Source organism: Microbacterium paraoxydans, from assembly GCF_018224615.1.
Lineage (GTDB): Bacteria > Actinomycetota > Actinomycetes > Actinomycetales > Microbacteriaceae > Microbacterium > Microbacterium paraoxydans_B.
In genome coordinates this window covers 928,152-940,267 of sequence record NZ_JAGTUK010000001.1, presented here as the reverse complement: position 1 = coordinate 940,267, position 12,116 = coordinate 928,152, and the positions used below count along the sequence as shown (strand labels likewise).

At 70.5% G+C, this 12,116-nt stretch carries 13 protein-coding genes; 3 read left to right on the top strand and 10 right to left on the bottom strand.

Going from position 1 to position 12,116, the window contains the following annotated elements:
• Positions 1-98 precede the first annotated feature (98 nt).
• Together KE274_RS04485 and KE274_RS04480 are read right to left on the bottom strand one after the other, a co-directional pair.
• A complete protein-coding gene (locus KE274_RS04485) occupies positions 99-1,118 on the bottom strand; it encodes an ABC transporter permease (protein WP_211541440.1) in 1,020 nt (339 codons plus the stop codon).
• Positions 1,115-2,107, bottom strand: a complete 993-nt coding sequence (locus KE274_RS04480; RefSeq protein WP_211541439.1) for an ABC transporter ATP-binding protein — start codon at positions 2,105-2,107, stop codon at positions 1,115-1,117. The genes KE274_RS04485 and KE274_RS04480 overlap by 4 nt, the downstream gene beginning before the upstream one ends.
• Positions 2,108-2,196: 89 nt before the next feature.
• Between KE274_RS04480 and KE274_RS04475 the strand changes: the two genes are divergently transcribed.
• Positions 2,197-2,595 carry a YccF domain-containing protein gene (locus tag KE274_RS04475; RefSeq protein ID WP_211541438.1) on the top strand — a complete coding sequence of 133 codons (399 nt, stop codon included), beginning with the start codon at positions 2,197-2,199 and terminating at the stop codon, positions 2,593-2,595.
• 10 nt (positions 2,596-2,605) lie between these two features.
• On the opposite strand, the gene KE274_RS04470 is transcribed toward KE274_RS04475, so the two are convergent.
• Positions 2,606-3,592: a glycerophosphodiester phosphodiesterase family protein gene (locus tag KE274_RS04470; RefSeq protein WP_211541437.1), complete on the bottom strand. Its 987-nt coding sequence runs from the start codon at positions 3,590-3,592 to the stop codon at positions 2,606-2,608.
• Between the two features lie 90 nt (positions 3,593-3,682).
• Between KE274_RS04470 and KE274_RS04465 the strand changes: the two genes are divergently transcribed.
• Positions 3,683-4,603 (top strand): Bax inhibitor-1/YccA family protein, encoded by a 921-nt coding sequence (locus tag KE274_RS04465; protein WP_211541436.1) that lies wholly within the window; start codon positions 3,683-3,685, stop codon positions 4,601-4,603.
• Between the two features lie 157 nt (positions 4,604-4,760).
• Positions 4,761-5,033: a GlsB/YeaQ/YmgE family stress response membrane protein gene (locus tag KE274_RS04460; RefSeq protein ID WP_136033553.1), complete on the top strand. Its 273-nt coding sequence runs from the start codon at positions 4,761-4,763 to the stop codon at positions 5,031-5,033.
• A gap of 96 nt (positions 5,034-5,129) precedes the next feature.
• Here the strand turns inward: KE274_RS04460 and KE274_RS04455 are convergent, their stop codons facing one another.
• From KE274_RS04455 to KE274_RS16805, 7 genes are all read right to left on the bottom strand, one after another.
• A complete protein-coding gene (locus tag KE274_RS04455) occupies positions 5,130-6,419 on the bottom strand; it encodes an RNA polymerase sigma factor (RefSeq protein ID WP_211541435.1) in 1,290 nt (429 codons plus the stop codon).
• Between the two features lie 10 nt (positions 6,420-6,429).
• Positions 6,430-6,858 (bottom strand): YciI family protein, encoded by a 429-nt coding sequence (locus KE274_RS04450; RefSeq protein WP_211541434.1) that lies wholly within the window; start codon positions 6,856-6,858, stop codon positions 6,430-6,432.
• 94 nt (positions 6,859-6,952) lie between these two features.
• Positions 6,953-8,341: a glycosyltransferase gene (locus tag KE274_RS04445; RefSeq protein ID WP_211541433.1), complete on the bottom strand. Its 1,389-nt coding sequence runs from the start codon at positions 8,339-8,341 to the stop codon at positions 6,953-6,955.
• An 8-nt stretch (positions 8,342-8,349) separates the two neighbouring features.
• Positions 8,350-9,936 carry a glutamine-hydrolyzing GMP synthase gene (gene guaA, locus KE274_RS04440; protein WP_211541432.1) on the bottom strand — a complete coding sequence of 529 codons (1,587 nt, stop codon included), beginning with the start codon at positions 9,934-9,936 and terminating at the stop codon, positions 8,350-8,352.
• On the bottom strand, positions 9,933-10,445 hold the full coding sequence (locus KE274_RS04435; RefSeq protein WP_211541431.1) for a DUF3817 domain-containing protein: 513 nt from the start codon (positions 10,443-10,445) through the stop codon (positions 9,933-9,935). The genes guaA and KE274_RS04435 overlap by 4 nt, the downstream gene beginning before the upstream one ends.
• Positions 10,446-10,518: 73 nt before the next feature.
• Positions 10,519-11,793 carry a HipA domain-containing protein gene (locus KE274_RS04430; protein ID WP_211541430.1) on the bottom strand — a complete coding sequence of 425 codons (1,275 nt, stop codon included), beginning with the start codon at positions 11,791-11,793 and terminating at the stop codon, positions 10,519-10,521.
• Positions 11,790-12,071: a helix-turn-helix domain-containing protein gene (locus tag KE274_RS16805; RefSeq protein ID WP_211541429.1), complete on the bottom strand. Its 282-nt coding sequence runs from the start codon at positions 12,069-12,071 to the stop codon at positions 11,790-11,792. The genes KE274_RS04430 and KE274_RS16805 overlap by 4 nt, the downstream gene beginning before the upstream one ends.
• Between the last annotated feature and the right edge of the window lie 45 nt (positions 12,072-12,116).

Sequence of the window (12,116 nt, the reverse complement as noted above, 5' to 3'; positions counted from 1 at the left end):
CCCAGACCATCGACCCCGCGTGACCGCGGGGCGTCTCCACGGTGCACGGCGGGTGAACGGGGGGTGGCTGATTCCGCACCTCCCGCTCTCCCCGTCCCTCAGGCGATGCGCGTCCCCGGCGGCAGGCGTCGCGCGGGGGTGCGCGTGCGCGCCCAGGCCCCGGCGAACAGCGATCCGGCGATCACGACCTGCACGCCCAGCCCCACGAACCAGCTGGGCACCGACGACTCGATGACCTCCTTCGGCGTGCGGTAGCTGCCGTCCGTGTCGCACTCGTCCCACCGCTGCTCCAGCGGCGACTGCTGGGCGCTGCGCAGGCCGTACTTGATCTGTCCGAACAGATCCACCGGGTAGCCCTCCTTCGAGAACTCGGTGGGCGTGGCGTCGGCGAGCACCACGAACGGGTTCGCGGCGAGCGCCCACCACACCAGGTCGAAGCGCGGCGCCTCGTAGGTGCCCGTCACCTCCCACCGCTCACAGTCGACCACGCCGTTCGCGTCGTACGGGCGGCTGTAGCTGGTGGCCTCCGTGCGGATGGCCATGCCGCCCAGCGCAAAGACGATGAGGGTGCCGATCACGAGCCCCGACACCACGAGGTACGTGGCGGCGACCGAGAACAGCGGACGCGCGATGAGGCCGCTCAGGCCGACGCCGATCGCGGCGACGATCACGATCTCCGCGGCGAGCACGAGCAGCGACACCAGGAGCACGAGCGGATCGGCTCCTCCGCCCAGCAGCGACAGCGCCAGGAACGGCACGGCGACCAGCAGGAACGCCCCGCCGGTCGCGATGGCCGCGAGCAGCTTGCCGAGCATGATGTCGCCGGTGGACGCCGCGGTGACCTGGATGGCGCCGAGCGTCGCGGCGTCGCGGTCGCCGTTGATCGCGTTGCCGCTGAGCGTCGGTGAGACGAGCACCACCAGCAGCAGCACGATGTTGACGACGATCGAGTACACGCCGGCGCCGACCGCGTCGCCCCAGGAGTACACGGCGAACGCGAGCGCGGTGATGCCGAGCAGCACGAGCGCGAAGACGCCGAGCAGCACGTACCAGCCCACGCTGCGCAGCCGCTGCGTGAGCTCGAGCCGGGCGATGATGCCGATGTTCGCGAGAGTCATGCGCCGGCCTCCGTTCCCTCGGGTGCTGCGGGCGGGGCGGGCGGGGCGGGGGGCGGGGTCGGTGCCGCCGCGGGGTGCTGCAGGTGCAGGAACGTGTGCTCGAGGTCGCTCTGCGCCGGAGCGAACTCCGCGACGGGCAGTCCCGCCTCCACGAGTCGGCGCAGCGACTGGGCGGCCGCGTCCTCGCCGGTGAAGCCCACCAGCACGGCGCCGCGGTCGACCGCGAGCGAGTCGGGCGCGAGGCCGAGCTGCGATGCGACCTGCCAGGTGTCGGCGCTCAGCCGCTCCGGAGTGCCCCCGGCCAGGCGGATGCGCCAGGCGCGCACGCTGCTCTGCGCGGGGGCGGCGTCGACCACGGAACCGGCGACGAGGAACACGGCGTCGTCGACCACCTCCTCCAGCTCGGAGAGGATGTGGCTGGAGATGAGGATCGTGCGTCCCTCGGCCGCGAACCGGCGCAGCAGCACGCGCAGCTGCACGCGCGCCTCGGGGTCGAGTCCCGACGCGGGCTCGTCGAGCAGCAGCACCTGCGGGTCGTGCACGAGGGCGCGCGCGAGGCCGAGCTTCTGCTTCTGCCCGCGGGAGAGCACCTTGGCCGGGGAGTCGGCGAGTTCCCCCAGGCCGACCAGTGCGAGCAGGTGCCGTGCGCGGGCGGCCGCGTCGTCCGCGGGGATGCCGTAGAGCCGCGCGGTGGTGACGATGGTCTCGCGGGCGGTGAGCGAGGGCCAGGCGCCGAGGGCGTCGGGCATCCAGCCGAGCAGTCGCCGGGCCGCGAGGGGGTCTTCGGCGGGGTCGACGCCGCCGATGCGGATCGTCCCGGTGTCGGGGGCGAGCAGCGAGGCGAGCATGAGCAGCAGGGTGGTCTTGCCCGCGCCGTTGGGCCCGACCAGGCCGGTCACCTTCCCGGGTTCCGCGCGGAGGGTGGCCGAGCGTACGGCCTGCACCGTGCCGAAGGCCCTGCTGACGTCCTGCACCAATATTCCGGTCATGCGGTCAGTCTGGCATCGGTTCGCGGGCCCACCGGGGACCTCCGGGGCGATCCCCAGCCGCGGCCCGAGCCGGGTGACACAATCGCAGGATGCGCACGGTCCTCAACATCATCTGGGTCATCCTCGCCGGCTGGGCCCTGTTCCTCGGTTACCTGCTCGCCGGGGTGCTGCTGTGCATCCCGATCGTCACGATCCCCTGGGCGATCGCCTCGTTCCGCATCGCCCGCTACGCCATCTGGCCGTTCGGACGCGAGGTCGTGAACAAACCAACTGCGGGGGTGGGCTCGTTCCTGGGCAACGTGCTGTGGGTCGTCCTCGCGGGCTGGTGGCTCGCGATCGGGCACATCGTCTCCGGACTCCTCCTGTGTGTCACGATCATCGGCATCCCGATGGGCATCGCCGACTTCAAGATGGTCCCGATCTCGCTCATGCCCCTCGGCAAGGAGATCGTCTCGACGCGCCAGGGCGCGTTCGACCGCACGCTCTGACGCCCGGCGCTCAGCCGCGGAAGAACGCCACCCCGAGGTCGGGATGGTCGACGAACACGCCGTCCACGCCCTGTCGCGCGATCACGTCCCACTCGGCCTCGTAGTCGCCGAACGCCCCGCGCCCGCCCTCACCACGGAACCGCGGAGCGAGGAACGCATTCTCCGGGCGGCACGTCCACGTGAACACCGACAGCCCGCGGGCGTGCGCGTCGGCGACGATCGTGTTCCCCTCCGCGAGCAGCATCTTCTTGTCGACGCTGATGCCGTCGACAACGCCGACCAGGGCGTCCAGCCCCTCGGGCGTCACCGTGTCGGGATACGTCCGCGCGCGCTTCCCCTGCGCGGTGAACAGGTCGTACGGCCGGCCCTTCGCCTCGATCAGGTACACGAACGCGGCCGAGACGCCGAGCGCGCGCAACTGCCGCAGCACCGTCGACTCGAAGCTCTCGATCACGAGCGGCAGCTCGCCATCGGCCCAGCCCGCCGCGCGCAGCTCCGCGGCGATCAGCGGCGCGAGGTCGAGACCGATGCCCGCGAAGTACGTGGCGTGCTTGACCTCCAGCACCACGCCGATCTCCCTGCCGTGCTCCGCCGACCCCTCACGCACGAGATCGAGCACGTCGCGCAGCCGCAGGATCGCCTGACCCCCGTCGAAGCTCGCGCTCGACGCACGCACCTCGGGCAGCCGCTCCCGGCTGCGCAGCGTGGCCAGCTCGGCCCACGTGAAGTCCTCGGTGAACCAGCCCGTGAGCGCCTCGCCGTCCACGCGCTTCGTGGTCCTGCGGTCCGCGAACTCGGGGTGCTCCGCCACGTCGGTCGTGCCGGAGATCTCGTTCTCGTGGCGCACGATCAGCACGCCGTCCTTCGTGGCCACGACGTCGGGCTCGACCGCGTCCACCCCCATCGCCAGAGCGAGCTCGTACGAGGAGCGGCTGTGCTCCGGACGGTAGCCGGGCGCACCGCGATGCCCGATCACGAGCGGGGTATTCCTGGGCACGCTCACAGCGTAGAACACCCCGCGCGTGTCGCTGCGCGGGTATCGTGGAGGAAAGCGACCTACTACCCCCCTTTGGAGTGAGGCCCACCAATGAGCAACTTCGCTTTCAACAATCCTGCGTTCCAGCAGCAGGACCCGCGCAACGTCGCGACGTATCCCGGCGCTCCGCAGGCTGCTCAGGGTGCGCAGAACGCCTCGTTCACGCACGCCTCCGTCGACGCCGCCACCAACGCGCAGCTCGAGGGCATGTACGCGGCCCCGCCCGCCGGCGCCATCGAGACCGACCGCATGTCGGTCGAGGACACGGTGTGGAAGACCGCCGGCCTGTTCGCCATCCTCCTCGTCACGGCCGCGGTCGGCTGGGTCTGGACCCTCGGCGGCATCTCCGCACCGCGCTTCGACCCGTACGGCGGCAACACCGTCAACATGCTCCCCTGGATCATCGGCGCGCTCGGCGGCTTCGTGCTCGCGATGGTCATCACCTTCACGTCGCGCAAGAAGGTCCGCCCCGCGCTGATCTTCGCCTACGCGGCGTTCGAGGGCCTGTTCATCGGCGGCATCTCGGCGTTCTTCGAGGTGCGCTGGCCCGGCATCGTCTTCCAGGCCACGCTCGCGACCGTCTCGGTCGTCGGTGTGACCCTGGCCCTGTTCGCGAGCGGCAAGATCCGGGCGTCGAAGAAGGCCACCAAGATCTTCATGATCGCGATGATCGGCTACCTGGTCTTCTCGCTGCTGAACCTCGTGCTGATGTGGACCGGTGTCAACCAGAACGCCTTCGGCCTGTTCAGCGCCGAGATCATGGGCATCCCGCTCGGCCTGATCATCGGCGTGCTCGTGGTCATCATGGCCGCCTACTCGCTGGTGCTCGACTTCGACCAGATCCAGCAGGGTGTGCGCAACGGCGCTCCCCGCCAGTACGGCTGGCTCGGCGCCTTCGGCATCATGGTCACGGTCGTCTGGCTCTACGTCGAGATCCTGCGCATCATCGCGATCGCTCGCGGCAACAACTGATCTCCGGTCGCGAAGAGGCCCGTCTCCCTGGGGAGGCGGGCCTCTTGCCACATCCGGGGACCACCGCGCAAGGGGTTGGCATGCGCCCTGCGACCTCGGCAGTGTGGAGATCACGAAGCCCCGGCACCCCGGGGCTCCCGACATCAAGGAGCTGACCATGAGCTTTCTCGGCTTTCTTCTCCTCGGCCTCATCGCCGGAGCCATCGCCAAACTGATCCTGCCCGGTAAGCAGGGTGGTGGGTGGTTCGTCACGCTGCTGCTCGGCGTCGTCGGCGCCCTGCTCGGAGGATGGCTCGGCAGCCTGATCCTCAACCGTCCTCTCACGGAGTTCTGGGACCTCGGAACCTGGCTCCTCGCCATCGGCGGCTCGATCATCGTGCTGCTGATCTACGGCCTCATCGTCGGTCGCGGCCAGAAGGTCAACGACTGACGCGGATCCCACCCGACGCGCCCCCGCGTCACCCACGCCCGTCCCTCACGGCTGCGAGAGCAACCGTGAGGGGCGGGTCTTTTTGCGCACCCGGTCTCAGCCGGCCTCGCCTCGCGCCTTGCGCTCCAGCAGCGCGCGCTCCCGGTCGTTACCTGCGATACCGGCGGCCACCGCGAACTCGCTGCGGGCCTCCTGCTCGCGGCCGAGCCTGCGCAGCAGTTCGCCGCGCGTCGCCGGGAGGAGGTGGTAGCCGCGAAGTGCGCCCGCCTCGGCGAGCTCGTCGATGATGCGCAGCGCCGACGCCGGACCGGTCGCCATCGCCACCGCGGCGGCACGGTTGAGCTCGACCACGGGCGACGGCGCGAGGCGGCCCAGGGCCTCGTACAGCAGCACGATGCGGTCCCAGTCGGTGTCGTCCACCGAGGCCGCCGTGGCATGGCACTCCGCGATCGCCGCCTGAAGCCCGTAGACCCCGCGCCCACGGCCGAGCGCGTCGGCGGTCGCGAGAGCCGCGCGGCCCCGGGTGATGCGGCTGCGGTCCCAGCGGCCGCGATCCTGATCCGCGAGCAGCACCGGGTCGCCGTTGCGGTCGACCCGGGCCGGGAACCGGGCCGCCGTGAGCTCCATCAGCGCCAACAGCCCGTGCACCTCCGGCTCTCGCGGCATCAGCGCCGCCAGCACACGGCAGAGCCGGATCGCCTCGTCGCTCAGCTCCGGCCGCATCCACTCCGGGCCGCTGCTCGCCGCGTGCGCCTCGTTGAACACCAGGTACAGCACGCCGAGCACGGCCCCGAGGCGCTGCGCATGCTCCTCGCGCGGTGGCACCTCGAACGGCGCGCCTGCCGCGGCGAGGGTCTTCTTCGCCCGCACGATGCGCTGCTGCACCGTGGCGGTCGGCACCAGGAAGGCCCGGGCGATCTCCTCACTCGACAGGCCCCCGACCACCCGCAGGGTGAGCGCGACCTGCGCCTCCCGCGACAGCACGGGATGACACGCGATGAAGAGGAGGCGCAGCACGTCGTCGTCCACGCGGTCCGGATCCCACGGGTCCTGCGCCGCCTCGGCCTGCTCCCGCTCCAGGTCGTGCGCGATCAGCGCGAGCCGCTCGTCCAGGCGTTCGCGGCGCCGCCATGCATCCACGGCCTTGCGCTTCGCGACCGCCGTCAGCCACGCGGCCGCGTTGCGCGGCACCCCGTCGACCGGCCACTGCCGCAGCGCATCGACCAAGGCCTCCTGCGCCAGATCCTCCGCGAGCCCGAAGTCGCCCACCAGGCGCGTCAGCGTGCCCACGATGCGTGCGGACTCGATCCGCCACACCGCCGCGACGGCCCGCTCCGCCGACCCGGGTGCGGGGGCGGAGCGTGCCGTCACGTCGTGCGCGTCCATCGGCCGGCCGTCACTGCTGCTCGGCGCGGCGGGCCTGCTCCTCGCGCCAGCCCGCCTCCTTCTCGATCCACTCGTTGTCGGCGGGGAAGTCCTCCGGACCGGTCACGCGGCGCACCTCGAGGAACGACCCCGGTCCGAGCGGAGCACGGCTCGCCCACTCGGCCGCCTCCTCGCGCGACGACACCTCGAGGATCCAGAAGCCGTTGAAGAGCTCCTTGGTCTCGCCATAGGGGCCGTCGGTGATGAGCGGCTTCTCCGCGCTGAAGTCCACCACGAACCCCTCCGCGGCGTCGGTCAGGCCCTCACCGGCGACCAGCACCCCGGCCTTCATCATCGACTCGTTGTAGCGGCCCATCGCCTCGATGACCTGCTCGAACGGCATCTCCTCGTACGCCGCCACCGCGTCGTCGGTCGCGCGCATGATGAGCATGAACTTCATGATGTTCTCCTTGTCCGAAGGGGTCGTCTCTCGACCCTCTCACTGAAGACGTCGAACGGGAACGGCCCGGATCGACATCGTCGGAGAAAAAAGTTCAGCTCCGCCGCGACGGGCGCTCCACGACGTCCTCGATCACGGCGGTCAGCGCGGCGAGAGAGCGCTCCGGGCTCCACGCCGCCGCGACGGACGGGGCCTCGGCGCTGAGCGCGGCCAGGCGCTGCGGATCGGTCAGCAGATCGCGCACGGCCTCGGCCAGCGCGGCCTCGTCGCCGCCCGGCACCAGCACCCCGCCGCCCGCGCCGAGCACGTCGCGGATGCCGTAGCGCACGTCGTACGACACCACGGGAGTGCCGTGCAGCAGCGCCTCGACCACCCCGAGCGGCTGGCCCTCGAACGCGGTCGACGTGAGCAGCAGCGACGCGCGATCGAGCACGGTCGCCGGGTCGTCGGCATACCCGGCGAGCAGCACCCGGTCGCCCGCCCCGAGCTCGGCGATCAGCGCGGCCAGGCGTTCCTGCTCGGGACCCGTGCCCCAGATCTCCAGTCGCGCCCCCGGCACGTCCGCCGCCAGGAACGCACGGATCGCGTGGTCGATGCGCTTGCCGGCGGCCAGCCGCCCGAGCACCACCACCAGCCCCTCTTCGCGCAACTCCTCGCGCCGCTCGACCGGGGCGATGGGGTTCGGCACCACGACGTGGTTCGCGGACCCGTCGACCCTGGCCACCACATCGTCGCGCTGCGTGACGGTGGGCCACACCACGGCGTCGAAGCGGTCGGCCAGGCGGAACCAGCGCGTCCACAGGGCGTTCATCGACGCGTCCGGCGTGTACGGCGCCTCGACGTGCATGGTGTGGATCGTGTGGACGAGGCGCACGCGCGGATCGCCCCAGTCGGCGATCAGCTCGCCCAGCTGCCGCGACTCGCAGATCACCACGACGCGCCGGTCACCCGAGGCGGCCACGACGTGCTCGAGCCAGGCGCGGTACAGCCCGCGGAAGCCGTGCAGCGCGCCCACCACCGCCCCGGCGGCGTCGTGCACCAGCACGGGCTCCGACGTCAGGTGCCAGTCCGGGTTCCCCGGGATCACGGGCAGCGCGAGGAACGGGCGGTCCTGCGCATCCCGCAGCACCCGGTACTCGACGTCGGGGTCGGCGAGCACGGCCCCGTCCGCCGCCGCCCGCAGCCACCCCGCGGCACCGCCCTCGGGCGCGACAGCCTCGTCGAACAGGTTGCGCATCCGCTCCGGCGACGACAGCGCCCCGCGCGCCGCGAACGCCCGTCGATGCTCGGCGTGGTCGGCCGCCGTGCCGGGGTCGAACGTCAGCAGCGTGGGCCCGGCACCATCCCCGACGCCGGCAGAGGCCAGCAGCCGGGCGCGCGCGAGCGTCGCGATCGTGTACCCGCCGTCGAGCCCGGGGATCAAGCGGCTCGACAGCACGAAGTAGTCGGCGTCCGGCAGGACCGGCGCCGACTGCGGGGGCACGGCGCCCCCTACTCCCACTCGATCGTCCCCGGGGGCTTCGACGTGACGTCGAGCACGACGCGGTTCACGTCGCGCACGCCGTTCGTAATGCGGTTCGAGATCTTCGACAGCACGTCGTAGGGCAGCCGCGTCCAGTCCGCCGTCATGGCGTCTTCGCTCGACACCGGACGCAGGACGATCGGGTGGCCGTACGTGCGGCCGTCTCCCTGCACGCCCACCGAGCGCACATCGGCCAGCAGCACCACGGGGCACTGCCAGATCTCCTGGTCGAGGCCCGCCTTGGTCAGCTCCTCGCGGGCGATGGCGTCGGCCTCACGCAGAATCTCGAGACGGTCAGCGGTGACCTCACCGATGATCCGGATGCCGAGGCCGGGCCCCGGAAACGGCTGGCGTCCCACGATCGCCTCGGGGATGCCCAGCTCGCGGCCGATCGCGCGCACCTCGTCCTTGAACAGGGCGCGCAGCGGCTCGATCAGCTCGAAGTCGAGGTCTTCGGGCAGGCCACCGACGTTGTGGTGCGACTTGATGTTCGCGGTACCCGCTCCCCCGCCGGACTCCACCACGTCGGGGTACAGCGTGCCCTGCACGAGGAACTTCACCGGGGCGCCGCCGTCGGCCTTCGCCTCCTCGACCAGGTCGAGCTGCACTTTCTCGAACGCGCGGATGAACTCGCGGCCGATGATCTTGCGCTTCTCCTCCGGGTCGGTCACGCCCTTCAGGTGACCGAGGAACGTCTCGGCCGCGTCGACCGTGATGAGCCGCACACCGGTGGACTCGACGTAGTCCTTCTCGACCTGCTCACGCTCGCCCTTGCGGAGCAGCCCGTGATCGACGAACACCGCCGTGAGCTGGTCGCCGATGGCCTTGTGCACGAGGGCCGTGGAGACCGCGGAGTCCACGCCGCCCGACAGCGCCGAGATGACGCGGGCGTCGCCCACCTGCTCGCGGATGCGCTCGACCTGCTCGGCGATCACGTTGTCGGGGTTCCAGTCGGACGCGAGCCCCGCGCCCTTGTGGAGGAAGTTCTCCAGCACGCGCTGGCCGTGGTCGGAGTGCTTGACCTCGGGGTGCCACTGCACGCCGTAGAAGCGGCGCTCCTCGTCGGCGAACGCCGCGACCTTGGTGGCCTCGGTCGTCGCGAGCACCTCGAAGCCCTCCGGCGCCTTCGCGACCTGGTCGCCGTGGCTCATCCACACGTTCTGCTCCGCGGGCTGCCCGCCGAGCAGCGTGCCGCCGTCACCGGAGATGACCGCGTCGGTCGCGCCGTACTCGCGCAGCCCGGTGTTGGCGACCTCGCCGCCGAGGGTCTGCGCCATGTACTGGAAGCCGTAGCAGATGCCCAGGGTCGGCACACCCAGGTCGAACACGGACGGGTCGAGCTTCGGCGCGCCCTCCTCGTACACCGACGACGGGCCGCCGGAGAGGATGATCGCGACCGGGTTCTTCGCGGCGATCTCCTCGGCCGTGGCGGTGTGCGGCACGATCTCGCTGTAGACGCCGGCCTCGCGCACGCGACGGGCGATCAGCTGCGCGTACTGCGCGCCGAAGTCGACGACGAGCGCAGGACGCTGCTGGGTCTCGGACTGTTCGGTCAACGGACACCTTCCGGGGCGGGGGCGGAGGCCTCTTCGGCCTCCCGGGTGGCGAGGTAGGACTTCACTTCACGGGCCACGACGGCCTCCATGAAGAACGACAGGAGCGGCACGACACCGCCGAGGGCGAGCAGGATGAACCGGCGGAACGGCCAGCGCATCAGGCTCCACATGCGGAAGCACGCGAACAGGTACACGACGTAGAACCAGCCGTGCGCCACCAGGATGAACAGCGACAGGTTGAAGCCGTCGCCGAGCGAGGTCATCTCGCACGAGTTCGTCATCGGCGCGAACAGCGACCACCACTGGCAGTCGGGTCCCGCGATGACCCCGGCGAACCAGAGCGGGCCGCCGGAACCCCCCGCGAAGAGCTCAAGGTGGATCGGCGTGTACTTCAGCACCATCTCGGCGAGCAGCAGGAGCAGCATGACTCCCGTGATGATCGACGCGATCTGGTAGAACTTCAGCGCACCGCGGATCGCCGGAAAGCTGGCGACTTTCGGTTCGGGCATGCCCCCAGTCTAGCCGCGGCCATCCGGTGTCGAATCCGCGCAGCACGGGCGGCCACCGCCTGACCGGACGAGTTCACCACCCGTGATGGTGAGCGCGCTCCCCGACCGCCTCGACGAGTCGATCCGCGTACGTCAGGCCGTCGTCGTCCGCCAACAGATCGGCACGCGCGGCCACGAAGGCCTCGGTGACTCCGCCTCGGATACGTTCGACGGCATCCCGTGCCGTCTGCGCATCCACGCCGAGTGTTCTGGCGGCCTTCAACCAGTGCGTCATCCCAATACGAGCCATCACGCGCTCGCCACCGATGGACACGGCGGAGGGCATTGGTTGATCTCCTCTGTAAAGCGCGTTGCTTCCGAGGTCGTACAGGGGCGCCAACCGCATCTGCGTTCCGGAGTGGATGACCGAGTAGTTCTTGGCATGTGCGTCAGTGTTCGCCGCAGCACACGTGAAGACGAGCGCTTCGAAGAGCTCGTTCGCCGCGCGGCGCTGCTCGGACGGCGCGAACGCTCGCACCACGCGAGCGAACTTCTCCAGCCCGGGGCCGCCGTCAGATTGGTACTTGAGTGCGGGGTCGACGCTGAGGGCCTGCGCGAAATCCTCCTGATGGAGCCGGTGGAGTCGGCCACCGGTCCGGACGCGGTCATAGCGCTCTGCCACGAAGACGAAGTCACCGCGGTCCGTGACCAGGAGCCCGTGGTCAGCGACACGAAGCCCCAGATGACGCCCGGCCCGCATGGTCAGGAACTCGTTGACATCGTGACGGCCACCGCGCGCCGCAGGCTTGAGGATGTGAGTGGTCGGGGTCGAATCGCGCGGAATGCCCCACCGGCCGTCGCCTGAGCGGTACAGCGCGAGTTTGGGCTGGGCACCGGCGAGGCTCCACCGGAACTCGTCGTACCTCTCGGACCAATCCCCCGCAGAATCGACCACCGACGCGACGAGCTCGCCGAGATCGTCGATGAAATGAACGTCGCCCGTGCGCGCTTCCGCATCGTCGGACGCCTCGCCCGGAGGCAGCAGCTGGAGCGCACCGGCCGTGTCGCGTCCGACATGCCGGAGGAGCGCCATCGGGTTCCGGGGACTCGTGTGGTGCGCAGCAGCGATGGCTTCCAGCGTCGCAGGGTTGTCACTCAACAGACCCTGCAGGAAAGGCCGCGCGACCCGGTTGCCATACTCGGCACCGGGCACGAGGGGCATGGAGATCGAGAGCGGCGTCGCCCCAGGTGACAGGTCGTCGTCGTATGTGAAGCTGATCGCACCATGCGCGTTCTGAGAGAACAGACCCGTGCGCTGACCGTCGATGAACGCGACGAGCTCGGCCTGGGCAGACGAGTCGGCTCTCATCGCTGGTCGTCCTCCTCGCCCCATAACGTGCTCAAGTCGAACGCAGAGTTGCCTCGTACGGGCTCTTGAACACTCAACTGCAGTCCGAGAGACTCGACGACCTGCAGCACGCGTCGAAGCGTCGGGTTGTCGAGGTGCCCGGTCTCCAACTTCACCAACCAGGGCCTGTCGACGGCCGCCCGCTCAGCGAGCTCGGTCTGACTCCAGCCTCGACGAAGGCGCGCGGCCCTCATGACGGCGCCGAGCTGTCGCGCCGAATGGAATGGCTGAGTCTCCATGACACCTCCACGTTGTGCGTTTAAACACACTACCGCTTCTGTGTC

Bases quoted from the DNA above. Each gene is read 5' to 3' on its own strand.
- KE274_RS16805 (WP_211541429.1), bottom strand. From the start codon at position 12,071: ATGGAGACTCAGCCATTCCATTCGGCGCGACAGCTCGGCGCCGTCATG.
- KE274_RS04480 (WP_211541439.1), bottom strand. From the start codon at position 2,107: ATGACCGGAATATTGGTGCAGGACGTCAGCAGGGCCTTCGGCACGGTG.
- KE274_RS04435 (WP_211541431.1), bottom strand. From the start codon at position 10,445: ATGCCCGAACCGAAAGTCGCCAGCTTTCCGGCGATCCGCGGTGCGCTG.
- KE274_RS04475 (WP_211541438.1), top strand. From the start codon at position 2,197: ATGCGCACGGTCCTCAACATCATCTGGGTCATCCTCGCCGGCTGGGCC.
- KE274_RS04455 (WP_211541435.1), bottom strand. From the start codon at position 6,419: ATGGACGCGCACGACGTGACGGCACGCTCCGCCCCCGCACCCGGGTCG.
- KE274_RS04485 (WP_211541440.1), bottom strand. From the start codon at position 1,118: ATGACTCTCGCGAACATCGGCATCATCGCCCGGCTCGAGCTCACGCAG.
- KE274_RS04465 (WP_211541436.1), top strand. From the start codon at position 3,683: ATGAGCAACTTCGCTTTCAACAATCCTGCGTTCCAGCAGCAGGACCCG.
- KE274_RS04460 (WP_136033553.1), top strand. From the start codon at position 4,761: ATGAGCTTTCTCGGCTTTCTTCTCCTCGGCCTCATCGCCGGAGCCATC.
- KE274_RS04430 (WP_211541430.1), bottom strand. From the start codon at position 11,793: ATGAGAGCCGACTCGTCTGCCCAGGCCGAGCTCGTCGCGTTCATCGAC.
- KE274_RS04450 (WP_211541434.1), bottom strand. From the start codon at position 6,858: ATGAAGTTCATGCTCATCATGCGCGCGACCGACGACGCGGTGGCGGCG.